The organism is Endozoicomonas sp. (assembly GCF_051008435.1).
GTDB lineage: Bacteria > Pseudomonadota > Gammaproteobacteria > Pseudomonadales > Endozoicomonadaceae > Endozoicomonas_A.
Window position 1 is genome coordinate 1 of record NZ_JBPCXO010000147.1, and the last position, 19,602, is coordinate 19,602.

Annotated in this window: 12 protein-coding genes and 1 pseudogene; 12 read left to right on the forward strand and 1 reads right to left on the reverse strand. The window is 46.9% G+C overall.

All coding sequences use genetic code 11. The features are described 5' to 3' along the window. Window positions 1–274: 274 nt before the first annotated feature. The 12 genes and pseudogenes from ACR2PX_RS07075 to ACR2PX_RS07130 all read left to right on the forward strand — a co-directional run bounded on the left by ACR2PX_RS07075 (window position 275) and on the right by ACR2PX_RS07130 (window position 17,922). Window positions 275–1,297, forward strand: a complete 1,023-nt coding sequence (locus tag ACR2PX_RS07075; protein ID WP_433998653.1) for a metallophosphoesterase family protein — start codon at window positions 275–277, stop codon at window positions 1,295–1,297. 351 nt (window positions 1,298–1,648) lie between these two features. After that, window positions 1,649–1,750, forward strand: a pseudogene (locus tag ACR2PX_RS07080) (IS30 family transposase); the annotation flags it as partial. A 375-nt stretch (window positions 1,751–2,125) separates the two neighbouring features. Next, window positions 2,126–3,928, forward strand: a complete 1,803-nt coding sequence (locus tag ACR2PX_RS07085) for an extracellular solute-binding protein (RefSeq protein ID WP_433998654.1) — start codon at window positions 2,126–2,128, stop codon at window positions 3,926–3,928. Between the two features lies 1 nt (window position 3,929). Then, window positions 3,930–6,077, forward strand: coding sequence for a hypothetical protein (locus ACR2PX_RS07090; RefSeq protein WP_433998655.1), 2,148 nt, complete (start codon window positions 3,930–3,932; stop codon window positions 6,075–6,077). Window positions 6,078–6,339: 262 nt separating this feature from the next. Further along, window positions 6,340–8,313, forward strand: a complete 1,974-nt coding sequence (locus ACR2PX_RS07095) for an extracellular solute-binding protein (RefSeq protein WP_433998656.1) — start codon at window positions 6,340–6,342, stop codon at window positions 8,311–8,313. Window positions 8,314–8,517: 204 nt separating this feature from the next. Further along, window positions 8,518–9,606, forward strand: a complete 1,089-nt coding sequence (locus ACR2PX_RS07100) for a microcin C ABC transporter permease YejB (RefSeq protein ID WP_433998657.1) — start codon at window positions 8,518–8,520, stop codon at window positions 9,604–9,606. 1 nt (window position 9,607) lies between these two features. Further along, a complete protein-coding gene (locus tag ACR2PX_RS07105; protein WP_433998658.1) occupies window positions 9,608–10,660 on the forward strand; it encodes an ABC transporter permease in 1,053 nt (350 codons plus the stop codon). Window positions 10,661–10,663: 3 nt separating this feature from the next. Beyond that, a complete protein-coding gene (locus ACR2PX_RS07110; RefSeq protein WP_433998659.1) occupies window positions 10,664–12,250 on the forward strand; it encodes an ABC transporter ATP-binding protein in 1,587 nt (528 codons plus the stop codon). A gap of 286 nt (window positions 12,251–12,536) precedes the next feature. Then, window positions 12,537–13,067, forward strand: a complete 531-nt coding sequence (locus tag ACR2PX_RS07115; protein WP_433998660.1) for a hypothetical protein — start codon at window positions 12,537–12,539, stop codon at window positions 13,065–13,067. A gap of 135 nt (window positions 13,068–13,202) precedes the next feature. Then, a complete protein-coding gene (locus tag ACR2PX_RS07120) occupies window positions 13,203–15,125 on the forward strand; it encodes a PrkA family serine protein kinase (RefSeq protein ID WP_433998661.1) in 1,923 nt (640 codons plus the stop codon). 14 nt (window positions 15,126–15,139) lie between these two features. Beyond that, window positions 15,140–16,411, forward strand: a complete 1,272-nt coding sequence (locus ACR2PX_RS07125; protein WP_433998662.1) for a YeaH/YhbH family protein — start codon at window positions 15,140–15,142, stop codon at window positions 16,409–16,411. Window positions 16,412–16,413: 2 nt separating this feature from the next. Further along, window positions 16,414–17,922: a SpoVR family protein gene (locus ACR2PX_RS07130; RefSeq protein WP_433998663.1), complete on the forward strand. Its 1,509-nt coding sequence runs from the start codon at window positions 16,414–16,416 to the stop codon at window positions 17,920–17,922. 41 nt (window positions 17,923–17,963) lie between these two features. Here the strand turns inward: ACR2PX_RS07130 and ACR2PX_RS07135 are convergent, their stop codons facing one another. Beyond that, a complete protein-coding gene (locus ACR2PX_RS07135) occupies window positions 17,964–19,400 on the reverse strand; it encodes a glyceraldehyde-3-phosphate dehydrogenase (RefSeq protein ID WP_433998664.1) in 1,437 nt (478 codons plus the stop codon). Window positions 19,401–19,602 lie beyond the last annotated feature (202 nt).

Genomic DNA, 19,602 nt, shown 5'->3' on the forward strand with positions numbered 1-19,602 from the left:
GGCGCTCCTATAGAAGTCATCAAACAGTACGTTCAGCAGCAGAGAACACCGCATTAGTCGGCTATCGCCGACGAGCTTACATCCCCGCACTCAAAGTACGGGGTTTTACGCTCAACCGATAAACAAACAGTCAGTAAAAATACTCTGACCTGGAACTGATTCTATGACAGCTCTGAAAAATGTAAAATCGTTCAATATACTGAAAGTAATCCTTATTTTTTGCCTTTCAACTGGTAAGTTACATGCGGAGGATCTACCAGAAATTCGTTTTTTTGTGACCACTGATCCTCAGTTCGATAACCGAATGTTCAGCCGGAATCAAACATCGCTTTCAACACTCAGTAGAATAAACAACGCTATTCAGAAACAAAAGGCACATGGCGTGGTGATTGCCGGTGATCTTACCCAAAATGCCAGACTCTATGATGAGTTTGTTTATTATGAAGATGCCATTAAGCCGTTCAAACATCGGGTCTACGATGGCATGGGGAATCATGACGATACACCAGCTGATTTCTGGCAAACGGTAGCCTGTTATTTTAAAACTCACGAATGTGTAGCCAGAGATAAAATTATTAATCATCTGCGATCCCGACCCCGTCAGGAACCTGTTTGCCTGAATGACGAAGGTTCTGTTTATGCTTGGAAATGGGAAGATATTTATTTCATTCAATTGGGGGTTTTTCCGGGAGACAAGCCAGATAAACAGGGTTGGGATCCGTCAGTTCGACCCGAAAAAAGTCTGGATTTTTTAAAACAGCAATTATCGGCTTTGCCTGATAAAAGCACACCCGTTTTTTTGTTCATGCACTTTGATGTGGATGCTGATATTGGTTCTGGAGGTGCCTGGTCATATGACCAGCTGGATGAATTCTGGGAAGCTCTTGACGGCTATAACATAGCCATGATTTTTTCGGGCCATATACATGCCACTTGCGATTATGGACTGCTTAAACACTTTCCACGCCCTAAAAAACTCAGTAAAGGACCGGCTTCATTGCCGGTCATGCTGGGGGGAGCTGCATTGAACGGGGTCTATACCCAAGTCGGAATTGACCAGAATGTTGTTACTCTGCAGCGTTTTTGCGGGGACAGTGAAACACCGGCAAACACAAGAAGCTTCCCTATCGAACGCTCAGGCAAAAAGATTATGACCGACTCGTATTGGAAAGAATGCCCGGAAAAACCGGAAAGAAGTGATTTCTATCCCTGGGGGGAAGTTGGGGGTGGTGTTGCCATTGCCATTAATCTTATTATTTGGGCAGTGGTCATCTATAAAATCAAAAAAAGGTGCTGAGGTAGCAGTGATTCAGAGCCGAGTAAGAGGAGGCTTTGTTAAAGAGCATACCCTGATGGCTTTCGTTGTGTAATTTAAATAACGTTCTTTAAAAAGAATGTGTGGACAAACAATGTTTCCGAGTTTTTTATTTCTGGTCTTTATGGTTCGTTTATCAGATCGAAAATAGATTGATTAATATCTGAGCAGAAACCCGAATTTGCCTCGTATATTCGACAAATCAGTCGCCCCATCGTAACCGATGCTGTCTGAGATGTGCTGCCTGCTATTCGACGTTCCGGGATTCTGGCTCCTGATTCTCAAAAGAACTCTGAACAGCATAGTGCTGAGGTTATGCAGCGGATTTACCATGATATTGAAGCAGACACGATCATCGGAAAAAACCATAAAGGAGCCATTGTCACAATGGATGAACGTAAGGCCAAACTCCGTGTCGCATATTCTCTGTACGGGCTGTATCTTCTGGACGCATGAAGGGAATACACCAATCAAAAGATCTTTCAATGGCTCAGACTGGAAACTGAACATAATCTGGAAATCCAGGAAGAGTGGCCAGTTTTTCCGTTGAATTTGCTTAAACAGGTCAACTATTCGTACAAATCCAACGAAAAAACTGACTCGCTCTACTGAATTTCATGCTCGAAAGCTTAAGTCCAGCAGGCTCCTGGCCGAGAGTCATAGTCATCAGCTGGTCATTCCAGTCATTCATGAACTGGTCCCCACAGTCATAGACTAAAGAGAAAAGCTCTTATTGAATTGAATTTATTCCCAAGAAAGCTTCGTGGCCGTCGATGTATAGGGCAATGGCTCAAACTCGGGATCTGGACGATGTTTAGCAGGCTACCTCTACTGGCTATCGTAATCTTTTCGCTTCTTAGTGAAAGCAGCTCGGCTGAAAACGTTCTTCAGTCCCATGCACTGAGTATCCATGACCGGCCTAAATACCCTGAAACCTTCAAACACTTTGAGTACGTTAATCCCCAGACTCCAAAAGGAGGCCTGCTAAGGAAAGCAGCGACAGGAACCTTCGATACCTTTAATACCTTTGCCCCCAAGGATAACTGGGCTGATGGCAGCTATTTTCTGTATGACACCCTGATGATGCGTGCCGGTGATGAGCCCTATACAGTCTATGGACTTATCGCAGAAACCATTGAGTATCCTGAAGACTTTTCCTGGGTGGTCTATCACCTTCATCCAGACGCCCGCTTTCATGATGGTGAGCGCATCAAACCTTCCGATGTCGTATATACCTTTAATGAATTACAACAGAATGGCCCACCTCATTATCGCCACCTCTATTCTGATGTAACGTCAGTCACTGCCTTGAATCATTACGATGTAAAATTCACCTTTTCCAAACCTCCCAGCAAGAGCCTGGTACTCAGATTGTCACAGCTCAGGGTACTGCCTGCACACTACTGGCAAAAAGACGAGAGTGATTTATCCCAGGCAGATCTTAAACCACCACTGTCCAGCGGACCCTATAAAATCAAAGAGTTAGAAGCAGGACGTTATGTAGTTTATGAGCGCGTGAAACATTATTGGGCCGCTAATCTACCCGTCAATAAAGGGAGACATAACTTCGATCTTGTACGAACAGATTATTACCGCGATGAGTCCGTCGCACTGGAAGCCTTTAAACAAGGCAGCTACGACCTGAGAATTGATGGTAACCCTAAAAACTGGGCGCAGGGATACAAAGGCAAGGCTTTAACTCATGGAGAAATTGTCCAGGAGAAAATTCCTGATAAGACACTGGGCATGAGAGCCTATGTATTCAACCTGAGAAAAGACCTGTTCAGTGACCGCAGGGTTCGTATGGCCATTAGCCAGGCCCAGGACTTTAACTGGATTAACAAACACCTCTTCTTTGATATTTATAAGCAGGCATACAGCCTCTTTTCCAACTCTGACCTGGCTGCAACAGGACTGCCTGACAATGCAGAAAAGAAACTATTGAAAGCCTGGCAGAAGGACCTGCCTTCAGAAGTTTTTAATCAAGCCTATGAAACGGTTGATACCGATGGCAGCGGCAACTGGCGATCAAACAAAATAAAGGCTTTGAAACTGTTATCCGAAGCAGGCTGGAAGCTTAAAAATGGCACCCTCAGAAATCAGGCTAACGGGAAGCCTATGACGTTTGAAATTCTACTGTCTCAACCTGAGTTTGAACGCTTTGTTTTACCTTTTGCCAACAATCTCTCGATGCTTGGCATCAAAGTCAGAGTCACCACAATCGACACGTCTCAGTACATCAATCGACTTAGAAATTTCGACTTCGACATGGTTATCCATGGTTTTTATCCCAGCATTGCCCCAGGCACTGAATTAAAAAACTTCTGGGGGAGCGCCAGTGCTAAAAGTCATGCTGGTAAAAATATATCGGGCATCGCCATGCCGGTGATAGATGAGCTGGTAGAGAAAGCCATTGCTGCCGAGAGTCGAAATGAACTCAAAGCGGTGTGTCGGGCCCTTGATCGGGTAGTGCTTTGGCAATATGCGGCTATCCCACAATGGTACCTGCCCTACTGGCCAGTCATTTACCGAAAAGGATTAGCCCACCCCAAGCAGGCTCCTCTGTATGAAAACGGACTGTCCACCTGGTGGATGAAGTCTGTGGAGCCATAATATGGATCCGACACCACCCGCTGACCGTCCTCCACCTCCTCCGGGTTCTGCCAGTGCCTCTGCACAACCCAAAAAGCGCAAAAAGAAGAAAAAACCGTCCGCCCATACAGGGGGCGCTGAGCCAAGCGCTACACCTTTAACTCAGCGAGAAAAAGAGCAGTTACTCGAGAGTCTGAGACCAGCAACACGCTTGCCAGGAAGACTTGAGGCCAGAAAAGAGCTTCGCGAGCGAGAACCCGCCAAGACGCTCGCAGCTTCTGATGAACATTACAAGAAGACATTAAAACAAGGCCTGACGTTGCTGCAGTCACAGGGTAAAACCCCCGAAGCCTGTTATCTGTTGGCGACCAGTTATTACGGTCTGGGAAAGTATGATTTTGCAGCCAAAAACACCACAGAGCTGTTGGAAATAACACCACACGATCATTACCTCAATGCCAGCGCATGGTTAATCTCAGGAAGGATCAATCTCTGCCAGTGTAAACGTTTCAATGAATTTAACCTTCACTGCTTTGACAAAGCCTGGCAGTCAGGTCACCCCGATGCTGCCAAATACCTTGTTCTGGCAAGGATTGGAACACTGAACAGTGTCAGTCTGTTGAAATGGTGCAACCCGGATGAAGCGGTTCGAATCCTTGAGCAATATAAGGATCAAAAAAAATCCTTTGAGGACCGGTTAACCCGGTCACGGCATAGAACCCAGACACTGCCTGATGAAGATGCTATCAAACAAGCCAGCTTTCAGATGCAATCCACTGAAGGCCGGAATATGAGCGATGCCATCCCCTTTGATATCACCGTCTATGCAGCAGGATTATGTGACTTCATGGTCGAAGGAGCCACTGCGGAGGTTCTGGGCAAAATAGAAAGGCATCTTAGTTCCCAGGACCCTCAATCCACGGTATCCGTCCTCTATCAATACCTTCAGTTTCTGAAAGCTGCCTCTATAAAAGCACGCATGAAACACCTCCGCGCCATGAGCAAAAGCCCACAGCCCACAGCTCGGCTCTTTTGTGCCAAAGCATTCGTCATGTTGGATCCAGACAAGTATCACGACGACATCATTGCTCATTTGAATGATGACTACTGCAAGATGACACTGCAGGGATATGACAACCTCTGTGAAGTCTTTCTGGCTAAGAAACAGATTGAAAAAGCCATTGAACAACTGTCTGAAGGTGAAGAACACCTTAAAGCCTTTCTGGCTGGTACCCTGCCGCTTTATGGACACGATATTGGCGCGCAAGCAGCGAAATCCTGCAGATCCGGCAGGCCAGTAGAGGAATACTCCGCCCTTGAGTTCGAGGAATTAGCCGCTGTTCACAAACACCTGGAACACTGGCAGATAAAAAAAGCTTTTCTTATGGATACCTTGCTACCCGTTGAGGAAGAATGTGACGACTCCGGACAAGATACTGACATCGATATACTTGGCTCGTCTAATGACGTCAGTGAAGATACAACAACCCCCTCAGATCCGGTCGATACCAGTACAGGGTCGACTGAACCCAGTGACAAAAAGCAACCACCATCAGAAATATCTGTTCCCGAAGAGTCTGGTGCACAGGCTACTGCTGTAAAGGCACATCAAAACCCTGCATACATCCAGAGAAAAATTAACAAGGCGATGAATCTGATTCATTTTCAGGCTGAATTTGATCAGGCCAGTACCCTGCTCAGTAATCTGAACCCCATTAAACACAGTGTGGCCTGGTATCGCCTCCAACAGGCCAGAGCCTGGCTAAAACTGGAGTCTGCTACCCACTATGATTATCTTTCGTCAAAACTGAAGCCGGGCGAAACAGCGGCCTCACGGAGTAAACAGGGGCTCAAGGACGTTGAGAAAAAAGTACGTTCTTTATTGCACAAGATAGAAACCGACGTATCAAAACAGCTGCCCGAACCCGTCTCAATTCAGTCAAGCGCCAGCTTCAGCCAAAGCATTGAAGAAGCCATGCAATACGCCGAATACCTGAGCAAACACGGGGAGGAAGCACTTTTACGTCAGTATGGTGGTCTTTTTTCACTGTTAGGACACGTTCATAAAGCGCTTAGAGATAATCCTCTTGCCCGGGGGCAGTATGCTGTTCAGGAAGGTATTCAGTATTACAGAATCGCAAACCGGATCAGAGGAAGAGCAAATAAATAAAAAGACGGGGGCTTTCTCACGAAACACTCCACCAGCCAGTACACTTTGTGTACTCCCCTTGATCGCCTTGATGCGACTGCCAGTTGGCAGGCGTCTGAAAAAATCGATTAAAGCTCTTGCCTGTGGCGTTTAGTCGATGTTTAAAATACTGCCAGGAATCGAAATAACTCCGCAAGAAGTAATACCTGTAGTCAAGGGGTCGACTATAGTTATAGAGGCAATAGTTATAACAATGCGATCCAGGCGAACCATGACTCATACAATGATGATAAAGAGATCGTTGAAGACAACGGTTTCCCAAGCCCTCCCTATTGCAACCCTCTTTCTTTCCCTGTCTATGATGCCTGTATCCGTTATGGCAGAGGATGCAATTAATAAATCCCCTTCTCTTTCCCTGCACGGCGACACCAAATACTCAAAAGATTTCAAACACTTTGAGTATGTTAATCCCGATGCACCCAAGGGGGGAACGCTTCGAATGGGCAGCATGGGGACTTTTGACAGCCTCAATCCTTACATTGAAAAAGGCACTCCGGCAGCAGGTATTGGCTTGATTTACGATACACTGATGACCCGCAGTGCTGATGAACCTTTCTCCATGTATGCACTGGTTGCTCAATATGCAGAGCCTGCAATAGATAACAGTGGCATCACTTTTCATCTGAATCCAAAAGCCCGGTTTCACGATGGCCAGCCGGTCATGGCCGAAGATGTGGTATTCAGCTTTGAATTGCTCAGGGATAAAGGCTCGCCATTTTACCGGGCTTATTATGAAGATATTGCCAAAGCTGAAGCTCTGTCTAAACGCAGTGTCCGCTTTGTTTTCAAACACAAAGGAAACCCTGAGCTTCCTCTTATCATCTCCCAGCTTCCCGTACTGCCAAAACATTTCTGGGAAAAAGAATCGAACAATTTTGAACTGGCTAACCTGACTCAACCTCTGGGCAGTGGTCCCTATAAAATCCGTACCGCCGAGCCTGGTCGCAGTATTGTCTATGATCGGGTCGATGATTATTGGGGTAAAGAGTTACCGGTGAATACAGGTCGCTACAACTTTGATGTTCGACGATATGATTACTACCGTGACGCTAACGTATCACTACAGGCTCTGAAGGCCAAAGAATACGATATTCGCTTTGAGAACATTGCCCGGAACTGGGCCACCGCTTATAACACCCCGGCGGTCAAAAAGGGTGACCTGATCCAGGAATCCATTCCTACCAAAGCGCCTCAGGGCATGCAGGGCTTTGTCTTCAACCTTCGCAGAGATATTTTCAGAGATGTCAGAGTCCGCAGAGCCCTGAATTACGCCATGGATTTCGAATGGCTGAACAAAAACCTGTTCTACAACGGGTATACCCGCACGCAAAGTTATTTTGCCAACTCTGATATGGAGTCCACGGGTATTCCTGAAGGCAAAGAACGGACATATCTTGAACCCTGGCGGGATCAACTGCCTGCAGAGTTATTTACTCAGCCTCATAAATTACCCGTCACCGATGGCAGTGGCAGAATCCGCAGTCAGCTTAACGAAGCGCTCTCCCTGATGGAACAGGCTGGCTGGAAACTGCAAAACGGCGCGCTAAGAAAAAACGGCAAGCCCTTTGAGTTTGAAATTCTACTGTACGATGCTTCGATGGAGAAAGTGGCCCTGCCTCTTAAGAAAAACCTTGAGGCCATGGGGGTAACTGCCACTCTGCGTATCGTGGATATATCCCAGTATATAAACAGGATCAGAAGTTTCGGCTATGACATGCTGGTCAGCCGGTTCCCTCAATCCAGCTCTCCCGGAAACGAACAAAGAGATTTTTGGGGCAGTGAATCAGCCGACCTGCCAGGAAGCCGCAACCTCATAGGAATCAAGAATCCTGTAGTCGATGGCCTGATCAAAGAGGTCATAAACGCTGGCTCCAGACCCGACCTGGTGGCCGCTGTCAAAGCCCTTGACCGTGTTCTGCTCTGGAATGAATACATTATCCCCCAGTGGTATCTGGCCAGTACCCGGGTCGCTTACTGGAAACCTCTCAAGCACCCTCTGAACGAACCTGACCAGGAACCACTCTACCAGTTTGACCTGGATAGCTGGTGGATGGAACCAGAAACCATCAAGGCTGCTGACCCCACCGCCGATAGCACAGACAAGGAAGAAGAAAGCAGAGGTATGCCGTTATGGCCTGCCGGCATTCTACTGTTAATCCTGTTACTGGGCTGGTTCATTCGTCGCTCGAAACGTTAGTAACAACGTCAATTGTTGTCATTCAAGCTCAGTTGGTCAGTATCAGGCGATCAACTGAACGGGTTCAGCACCATCAATAATTAGACTGTCAGGCTGTCAGATTCATTGTTAAATCTGACACCTGGTTCCGGGGGCAGCCTTTGAAAACATCTTATTGGCCAGGCCGGCAGCCCCTCCACTTTATCCGTTGGAAATGATCCGACTATGAAGAGCTACATTCTACGCCGACTGGCGTTAATGATTCCGACACTGTTCGGCATTTTGTTGCTGAACTTTGTCATCATCCAGGCTGCACCGGGTGGTCCTGTTGAGCAGATGATTGCCAAGCTGGAAGGTTTTGAAATCAATGCTATCAGCCGAATCGGAGGCTCCAGTAGCGCTGAAATACAACAATTCAGCATGGATGAATCGGGGGAATATCGGGGACGTCGCGGACTGGACCCGGAACTGATCAAAGACATAGAAAAGCTCTACGGATTTGATAAACCGGCCTATGAACGTTTTTATCAGATGGTTGTGAACTATCTCCATTTTGACTTTGGTGATTCTTTCTTCAGGGATGCCAAAGTGATTGACCTGATCAAGGAAAAGCTGCCTGTCTCTATTTCACTGGGCTTATGGAGCACTTTGCTGATTTATCTGATTTCCATCCCCATGGGTATTCGCAAGGCACTCAAACACGGCAGCCAGTTTGATGTCTGGACCAGCGCTGTCATTACTACGGGTTATGCCATTCCCAGCTTTCTATTGGCCATTCTGCTTATCGTCCTCTTCGCCGGTGGCAGTTACTGGAACTTCTTCCCGCTGCGAGGCTTAAATTCCGAAAACTTTGAACAACTCAGTTTACTGGGCAAGCTGATGGATTATGTCTGGCATATGGTGCTGCCCGTTTTCTGTATAGTCATTGGTGGCTTTGCAACATTGACCATGTTGACCAAGAACTCATTCCTGGATGAAATTCACCGGCAATATGTTCAAACCGCCAGAGCCAAAGGCCTGGATGATAATCAGGTGCTCTACGGCCATGTTTTCAGAAATGCCATGCTGCTGGTAATTTCCGGGTTTCCAGCGGCTCTGATCGGCATTCTTTTTACCAGCTCACTGCTGATTGAAATCATTTTCTCGCTCGATGGGCTCGGCCTGTTGGGCTACGAAGCTGCGATTAATCGTGACTACCCTGTGGTTTTTGGTTCGCTGTTTATTTTCACCCTGATCGGCATGGTGGTGAAATTACTGGGGGATTTGACCTACATGCTGGTTGACCCACGAATTGATTTTGAGGCGAGGGATTGACATGGAACCGTCTCAGACTGTGAAACCTTCTCGTATAAGCCCTCTCAATCAACGACGCTGGAAAAGCTTCAAGAGCAACCGCCGTGGGTATTATTCACTGTGGATTTTTGGTTTTCTGTTTTTCACCACATTAATGGCAGAATTTATTGCTAACGATAAGCCGCTGCTGGTTTATTTCAAAGGTGAGATCTATACCCCGGTCTTCCATACCTATCCGGAAACGACTTTTAATGGCGAGTTTGAACTGGAAATGGACTATCGCCAGGACTATGCCAGAGAGCTGATTAACCCCTATGGCTGGATGCTCTGGCCACCGGTTCATTACAGCTACGACACGATTAACTACGCCCGAATTGCACCAGCGCCTCCCACCCTTGAAAACCTTCTGGGTACCGATGACCAGGGACGGGATGTTTTGGCCAGAGTTATCTATGGATTCAGAATATCGATACTCTTTGGACTGATCCTGACCTTGTTCAGCTCGCTCATTGGAGTGGCCATGGGTGCGATGCAGGGATTTTATGGTGGACGCATAGATCTGGTAGGCCAGAGGTTTATTGAAGTCTGGTCAGGTATGCCCAGCCTGTATCTATTGATTATCCTTTCCAGTTTTGTGGAACCGGGCTTCTGGTGGCTACTGGGAATTATGCTGTTGTTTTCATGGATGGCCCTTGTCGACGTAGTGCGTGCTGAATTTTTGCGTGGACGAAATCTGGAATATGTTCGCGCCGCCAGAGCCTTGGGAATGACGGACGGTAGATTGATGTTCAGGCACATCTTGCCCAATGCCATGATTGCCACTGTTACCTTCATGCCATTTATTCTCACCGGGGCTATTACCACCCTGACCTCACTGGATTTTCTGGGCTTTGGTCTACCTGCCGGCTCCCCCTCTTTAGGTGAACTGATTGCTCAGGGTAAAAACAATCTTCAGGCTCCCTGGCTAGGTATTACCGCCTTTCTGGTGATGTCAGTCATGCTGACCCTGCTGGTGTTTATCGGGGAAGCCACCCGGGACGCTCTGGATCCACGCAAATACGTTACAGGTCAATAAACGATGACAAGTTCCCTACTCGAAATCAAAGACCTGGCGGTTCGCTTTAACCAGAGTGGTAACAGCTGCGATGCGGTCAAAAGTGTGAGCTTTGAACTCTTTCCCGGCGAAACATTGGGTCTGGTGGGAGAGTCCGGATCCGGTAAATCCATTTCTGCATTAAGCATCCTGCAACTTTTACCCGAGAACGCCAGCCACCAGGGTGAAATCCTGTTCGATGGTAAAAACCTGCTGACCGCATCCGAACGAGAAATAAGAAGCGTTCGTGGCAATCAGATAGGCATGATCTTTCAGGAGCCGATGACCGCGCTGAACCCTCTGCACACCATACAGAAACAAATCTGTGAAGTTCTGAGTCTTCATCTTGGCATGCGCCCTCAACAGGCCAGTCAACGAGCATTGGAGTTGCTTGAACTGGTGGGTATTCAACAGCCTGCTAAAAAGCTTAACGCATACCCTCATGAATTGTCCGGTGGACAGCGACAGAGAGCTATGATTGCCATGGCTCTGGCTTGCGAGCCTAAGATTCTGATTGCTGATGAACCGACCACTGCTCTGGATGTTACCGTGCAAAGGCAAATCCTGTCATTGCTGGCTGATTTGCAGCAAAAAATGGGAATGGCCATTCTGTTTATAAGCCATGATCTGAACCTGATTCAACATGTCTCTCATCGAATCTGTGTCATGAAAGATGGTGCACTGATCGAGACAGGACAAACAAAAGCAGTTTTTAGTCATCCAAAGCACCCTTACACAATTGAACTGCTCAATGCCGAACCATCGGGTTCACCGGTACCAGTCTCCGAGGATCAGCACAAAATGATTGAGGGCCGTGATATTCGGGTCTGGTTCCCAGTCAAAGCCGGTTTTTTCCGGCGAACCGTGGACCATATTAAAGCGGTAACGGATCTTTCCATCTCAGTAGCACAAGGGGAAACTCTGGGTATTGTGGGTGAATCCGGTTCCGGAAAAACGACACTGGGGATGGCTCTTCTAAAACTGCAGGAATGTGAGGGCGAAATCTATTTTGAAGGAGACCCTCTTCACCGATTGAGCCAGAAACAATTCCGCCTCTACCGACGACAGATGCAGGTTGTTTTTCAGGACCCTTATGGCAGTCTGAGTCCAAGAATGACCATTGCCGATATTATTGGTGAAGGGCTCGATATCCACCAGCTGGCCAGCAACAGTGAGCGTGATGCATTGATTATCACAGCAATGAATGAAGTTGGCCTCGACCCTGAATGGCGCCACCGTTATCCCCATGAGTTTTCCGGCGGCCAGAGACAACGTATCGCTATTGCCAGAGCATTAGTGCTTAAACCCAAACTGATGATCCTTGATGAACCTACCTCAGCCCTGGACAGAACAGTTCAGTCCCAGGTCATTGAATTATTGAGAAATCTGCAGAAAAAATACAACTTGAGCTATATCTTCATCAGTCATGATCTCGCAGTGGTCAAAGCCATGAGTCATCGCATTCTGGTGATGAAAGAGGGTGAGATTGTTGAGCAGGGTTCTACCGATCAGATTTTCCACCATCCGCAAACCGGGTATACCCGTGAGCTGCTTGAAGCTGCCTTTAAATAGATAAATTTATGAATTTTAACTTGAATTTCACGTCATTACGCTCCATCTTCATAGTGGATTTTTAAGTTTTGAGAGGTAAAAAATCGCTATTTTTTAGTTTTTGAAATGCTTAATCTTAATACTCAAGTTCACCCGACTAACCTCAGTGAATTCATTATTGTTCGAAAACGAACAATACTCTGTGATTAATTAATCCAGATACCCTAAAACGTTCGAGATAAGCCACTTGCAAGCACCATAACCACAGACAATGCCTGTGGAACTATTTCATTGGAGTAATTAACTAATGAACAAGCTTAAAACTGCTGAAATTGGCATCGATACAGGCCAACAGGAGCAAGTTTCAAGAAAACTACTCGCTGTCTATTGCGAACGCGAAGCCCTGATGAATTGTATAAGGGCTACACAGTGGAATACTCAAGACTCCCGATCAGCTGAATTCAACCAGATGTTGTCAGCATTTACTCCAGAGTCTCAGTACCAGCAGCAGAGGCCTACGCAATCATCCTGTAACCCGAATATTCAATCATTCGCACCTTCCAACCAGATCGCCGAAAGAATCAGTATTAACGGCTATTGCGTCCCTGCTGATTATGTAGACCTCAAAGAGCACAGCAAAATTAATGCTGCAATGAAAGGCACAACGGTTCAAGAAAATACGACACAGTTGTCCGCAGCCTGCGAACAGTTCACCCGTACTACCCGTGAGGCAATAGAAACGGCAAGACAAGCCAAAGATGCAGCGAGTATTCAGGCACTTACTGATCAATTACGTCCAGCAGAACAACTGGCAACTCAACTGAAACGCTTTCAGTAAGTAAGCAGTAAATTTTGGATCAAGGGGCGGGTTAAAGACTTGCGGTACCACATCATAACCTGCCCTGTTAGATAACACAGAGTCATCACAGCTAGAGTCGAAACCCCAGCTATATTCGATTGGAGCAACAGCGTTATGCCACTGTTTGAACACTATAAGCAAAGATACGCTTCAACACAGGGAGAAGAGTTTAGTGTTCAGGAATACCTGGACCTTTGTAAATCCGATCCAAAAACTTACGCCAGTGCGCCTGAACGGATGCTTATGGCTATTGGGGAACCCGAAGTTATAGATACATCCCGTAACCAGAGGCAAAGCCGGATTTTTTCCAATAAGTTGATCAAACGGTTCAAGGCATTCGATGAGTTTTATGGCATGGAAGAGGCCATTGAAAATATTGTTTCCTACTTTCAGTTTGCAGCCCAGGGGTTAGAGGAAAAGAAGCAGATTCTCTATTTATTAGGCCCTGTGGGGGGCGGTAAATCATCCCTTGCCGAAAAACTCAAGGAACTGATCGAAACCGTTCCGTTTTATGCCATAAAAGGGTCACCTGTTTTTGAGTCCCCGCTGGGGTTATTTGACCCCGAATCAGACGGCAAGGCTCTTGTTGAAGAGTATGGGATACCGGTCCGGTATATGAAATATACAATGTCTCCCTGGGCCACCAAGCGGCTGGAAGAATATAGCGGCGACATTACCCAGTTCAAAGTAGTAAAACTCTACCCCAGTCGACTCAAGCAGGTTGCAGTGGCTAAAACAGAACCCGGTGACGAAAACAATCAGGATATTTCCAGCTTGGTAGGTAAAGTCGATATTCGCCAGCTCGAAGAATATTCTCAAGACGATGCTGATGCCTACAGTTTTTCTGGTGCACTGTGTAGAGCTAACCAGGGCATAATGGAATTTGTCGAAATGTTCAAAGCGCCTATCAAGGTACTTCATCCATTACTGACTGCTACCCAGGAGGGTAACTACAACAGTACAGAAGGCCTTGGTGCTATTCCCTATGAAGGGACCATTCTCGCCCACTCCAATGAATCGGAGTGGCAGGCATTTAGAAACAACAAGACCAATGAAGCCTTTATTGATCGCGTCAATATCATCAAGGTGCCCTACTGCACCCGAATGAGTGAAGAGATCCGGATCTATGAAAAGCTCTTGGAACACAGCTCCCTCAACCAGGCTCCCTGTGCGCCCGACACGTTGAGAATGCTGGCCCAATTCAGTGTCTTGTCCAGAATCATGGATCCTGAAAACTCTTCGATTTACTCCAAAATGCGGGTCTATGACGGTGAAAACCTCAAGGATACCGACCCTAATGCCAAATCCCTGCAGGAATACAAGGATGCTGCCGGAGTAGACGAAGGCATGGAAGGGTTATCTACCCGCTTTGCTTTCAAGATTCTGTCCAAGGTCTTTAATTTTGATTCGACCGAGATCGCTGCCAACCCTGTTCACCTGCTCTATGTGCTCGAGCAACAGATTGAACAGCAGCAATTTCCCCAGGAATTGGAAGAGCGATATATAGGCTTTATCAAAGAGTTTCTGACCCCCAGATACGTCGATTTTCTGGGTAAGGAAATCCAGACTGCCTATTTGGAGTCATACTCACAATACGGTCAGAACATATTTGACCGCTACATTACCTATGCGGATTTCTGGATTCAGGATCAGGAATTCAGAGATCCTGACACCGGTCAGATTCTGGATCGCAGCTCACTGAACGAAGAGCTGGAAAAAATTGAAAAACCGGCAGGTATCGCTAATCCAAAGGATTTCCGTAATGAAGTGGTGAATTTTGTGCTCCGGGCCAGAGCCGACCTGCAGGGTAAAAACCCAAGCTGGTTGAGCTATGAAAAAATGAGAGCTGTGATTGAGAAGAAGATGTTCTCCAATACAGAAGATCTGCTACCGGTCATTTCATTTAATGCCAAGGCCTCTCAGGACGATCAGAAAAAGCATGCCGATTTTGTTGATCGCATGGTGCAGCATGGCTATACGGAAAAGCAGGTCCGGTTGCTCTCTGAATGGTACATCAGGGTTAGAAAATCCCAATAGGCAAAGGGGCTGCCATGAGTATCATCATTGATCGACGCCTCAACAGCGGCAAAAAGAGTACGGTTAATCGTCAGCGATTCCTGCGGCGGTATAGAAACACCATCAAAGAATCCGTGCAGGAGCAGATCAACGATCGCTCCATAACGGATATGGAGCATGGTGCTGATATATCCATTCCCAGAAAGGATGTTTCTGAGCCGGTGTTTCATCACGGTGATGATGGGCATCGTGAGCGGGTTCACCCTGGCAATAAGGAATTTCACTCCGGTGATCGATTCAAACGACCTGAGGGAGGCCAGGGTCAGGGGTCAGGCGATGGGGAAGCCAGTAACCAGGGTTCCGGTGAGGATGATTTTATCTTCCAAATCAACCGGGATGAGTTTCTTCAGTATCTTTTTGAGGACCTGGAACTGCCCAATCTCATCAAGAAAAACCTGATGGATACGACCGAATACTCTATCAAACGGGCTGGATTCACAACGACAGGTTCGCCTGACAAACTCAATGTGGTTCGTTCACTCAGGGCTGCCCAGGCTCGAAGGATTGCCCTCTCCGGTAAAGAGCGCAAAGCCATCAGAGAATTAAAACGGCAACTCAGGGAGCTGGAGGTGCAACCGGGTCAGCATGACAAAGAGAAGGAAAATGAGCTTCGTCAACAAATCACTGCGTTGAATAAAAAGCTTCGTCGGTTACCGTTTATTGACGATTTTGATCTGCGTTTCAATAATCTGGTCAAGGTGCCACAACCTTCAAGCAAAGCCGTCATGTTCTGCATCATGGATGTGTCTGGCTCCATGTCCCGCGAAATTAAAGACATTGCCAAACGTTTTTTCTTATTGCTCTACCTGTTTCTGGAAAGAAACTACGAAGCCATCGAAGTGGTGTTTATCAGACACCATACGGAAGCCAGGGAGTGCAATGAGCACGACTTTTTTTATGCCAGGGAAACGGGAGGCACCATTGTATCTTCTGCCCTGGTACTAGCCCACCAGATCATTAATGATCGTTATTCGCCAGCAAAATGGAATATCTATGTCGCCCAGGCTTCTGATGGCGACAACTGGGACAGCGATAACAAGGCTTGCCATGATGCTATTACCCAGCAGATTTTGCCGCTGGTTCAGTATTTTGCTTATGTAGAGATCGCTCATCGTCATCAAAATCTCTGGCATACCTACAAAGATATTGAAAAAAATTTCAGCGAACAGTTTACCCAGCAGCAGATTCATGATCAGGGCGATATCTACCCGGTCTTCCGTCGTCTTTTTGAAAAGAAAGTGGAATAGTCATGACTCGCCAGTACCTTTCGACCGGTTCCGAATGGACCTTTGAGTTACTTGAAGTTTACGACAAGGCCATTGGCCAGCTGGCAGAACAGTTTGAGTTGGATACCTACCCGAACCAGATCGAAGTGATCAACTCTGAACAAATGATCGATGCCTACGCTTCTGTAGGTATGCCCCTGATGTACCATCACTGGAGTTTTGGCAAAAAGTTTCTGAGCAACCAACAAAACTATCAACGTGGGCGCATGGGTCTGGCCTACGAAATAGTGATCAACTCCAACCCCTGTATCGCCTATTTAATGGAAGAAAACACCATGGCAATGCAGGCACTGGTCATCGCTCATGCCTGCTATGGTCATAATTCATTCTTTAAGGGCAACTATCTGTTTCGCCAGTGGACCAACGCTGACTCTATTGTCGACTACTTACTGTTTGCCAAAAACTACATCAACCAATGTGAAGAAAAACACGGTGTTGATGCCGTGGAAGAACTGCTCGATGCCTGTCATGCCCTGATGAACCAGGGGGTAAATCGCTACATGCGACCTTCCGCTATTTCAGCTGAAATGGAAAGAAATCAGGCCAGGGAAAGAGAAGAATATATTCAGAGAAACATCAACGACCTTTGGCGTACGGTGCCCTCCAGAAAGGAAGACCGCACTAAAGCGAGACAACGCTTCCCGTCTGAACCGGAAGAAAACCTGCTCTACTTTATCGAAAAAAACGCTCCGTTATTGAAAACCTGGCAGCGGGAGCTGATACGAATTGTCCGGAAAATAGCTCAGTATTTTTATCCTCAGCGACAGACTCAGGTCATGAACGAAGGCTGGGCCAGTTTCTGGCATTACACCCTCATGCATGAACTCTATCGTAAAGGCCTCATTAACGAAGGTTATATCCTGGAGTTTCTACACTCCCATAGCAGTGTGGTGTTTCAACCAGACTTTGATGACCCCCGATATTCCGGCATCAACCCTTATACACTGGGCTTCAATATATTCAGGGATCTACGTCGAATCTGCGAACAACCTACCGACGAAGACAGGGTCTGGTTTCCTGATCTGGCGGGCAGTAATTGGCTGAAAACCCTTCATCACGCCATGGCTCAATTCAAGGATGAAAGCTTTATTCTGCAATACCTTTCCCCCCGGGTGATGAGGCATATGAAACTGTTCTGTATTGATGACAATGACAAGGAATCTTTTTTGGAAGTCAGTGCGATTCATGATGAAGGGGGTTACAGAGCACTCAGGCAATCACTCTCGGATCAATACAATCTGGGTAACCAGGAGCCTAACATCCAGGTTTATGACGTGGATGTCAGAGGAGATCGCTCTCTGACCCTGATTCATAGCATGCATAGAGGCCAAAACCTTCAACCCGATACAGCGATGGAGATTCTTAAGCATCTGCACCTGCTCTGGGGCTTTGATGTACGATTAAACTCGGTGGATGCAGCGGGTGACATTCAGCACAGTTACTGCACTTCAGAAACTCACAAAGTCTCATAAAAAAAGCCCTCAGATGAGGGCTTTAGTTTCGTGTATGTCTGTTATTGCAGAGGTAAAGTTCTGTGATGGTTTCCGGTCATATGCTGCAGGATACGATTGACCTGACAGCTATAACCAAACTCGTTATCGTACCAGACGTAGAGTACACAACGGTTACCATCCACAATGGTAGCCTGACTGTCGACGATACCGGCGTTACGGTTACCGACAAAGTCACTGGAAACCACTTCAAGAGAGTTCACGTAATCAATCTGCTTTTTCAGATCAGAATACAGAGCCATATCACGCAGATAGCTGTTCAACTCTTCAACCGTAGTGTCCTTGGACAGGTTCAGATTCAGAATTGCCATGGATACATTCGGCGTTGGAACCCGGATAGCATTACCAGTCAACTTGCCCTTCAATTGAGGCAGAGCTTTTGAAACCGCTTTGGCAGCTCCCGTCTCGGTAATAACCATATTCAGTGCAGCACTTCGGCCACGACGTGAACCTTTGTGATAGTTATCGATCAGGTTCTGGTCATTGGTGTAGGAGTGAACTGTCTCAACATGACCATTCTCAACACCAAACTTGTCACAGATGGCTTTCAACACAGGAGTGATCGCATTGGTCGTACAGGAAGCTGCAGAGACAATCTGATCTTCATCATTAATGATGTTGTGGTTGACACCAAATACCACATTCTTCAGGTCACCCTTGCCAGGCGCAGTGAGAAGCACTCTGGAAGCACCCTTAGACTGAAGGTGCAGACTCAGGCCTTCCTGATCACGCCATACACCTGTGTTGTCAACGATGATGGCATCTTTAATGCCATAGTCGGTGTAATCAATGGAGTCTGGAGAGCTGGCATAGATGAACTGTATAGCTACACCATTGACGTAGATAATGTTGTTCTCTTCATCCACGGTGATGGTACCACTGAAGGAACCATGCACTGAATCACGTCTCAGCAGGCTGGCACGCTTTTGCAGATCATTTTCAGCCTGTCCCTTGCGCACCACAACGGCTCGCAGGTTCAAACCGGAACCCCCAGCTCTTTCAATCAGGATACGAGTCATGAGTCGACCAATACGGCCAAAGCCATAAAGGACTACATCCTTATCTTCATGGTCGTGACCGTTCTTGCCATCCACCAGCTCAGACACTTGATCACGCACGTACTCTTCCAGCGACTGGCCGCTTTCACATTTTTCAAAACCGGAAGCCAGCTTGCCAATATCAATACGGCCTGGCGCCAGGTTCAGTTTGCTAAGCAGTTCAATAATAGGGAAAGTTTGACGTACACACAGAGCAGAACCTTCTACCTGACGTACATACTTGTGAGATTTGAGGATATCAATCACAGAGCGATTGATGATCGAGCGGCCATAAATCGAGGTCACAACGTTATGTTCACGATACAAGCGACCGATCAATGGGATCATGGATTCGGCTAAGGCTTCACGTTCTTTCCAGTCCTGAAAATGGTCTTTTCCCACGGTTCCAATCCTGTATTTTTTTATGAGCTCAAGGCTGTCAATTAGCTCAAGGCTGTCAATTAGCTCAAGGCTGTTTACTTCTGGTAGACTGCCGTCAATAAGTATCTACACAGATACCCCAAGACGACACAGGTCTATGGTTTCTATGCCCTTCGGCTTCAGGGCTATTATCCAGAGTTCATCGCCACTTGGCAACAAAGTA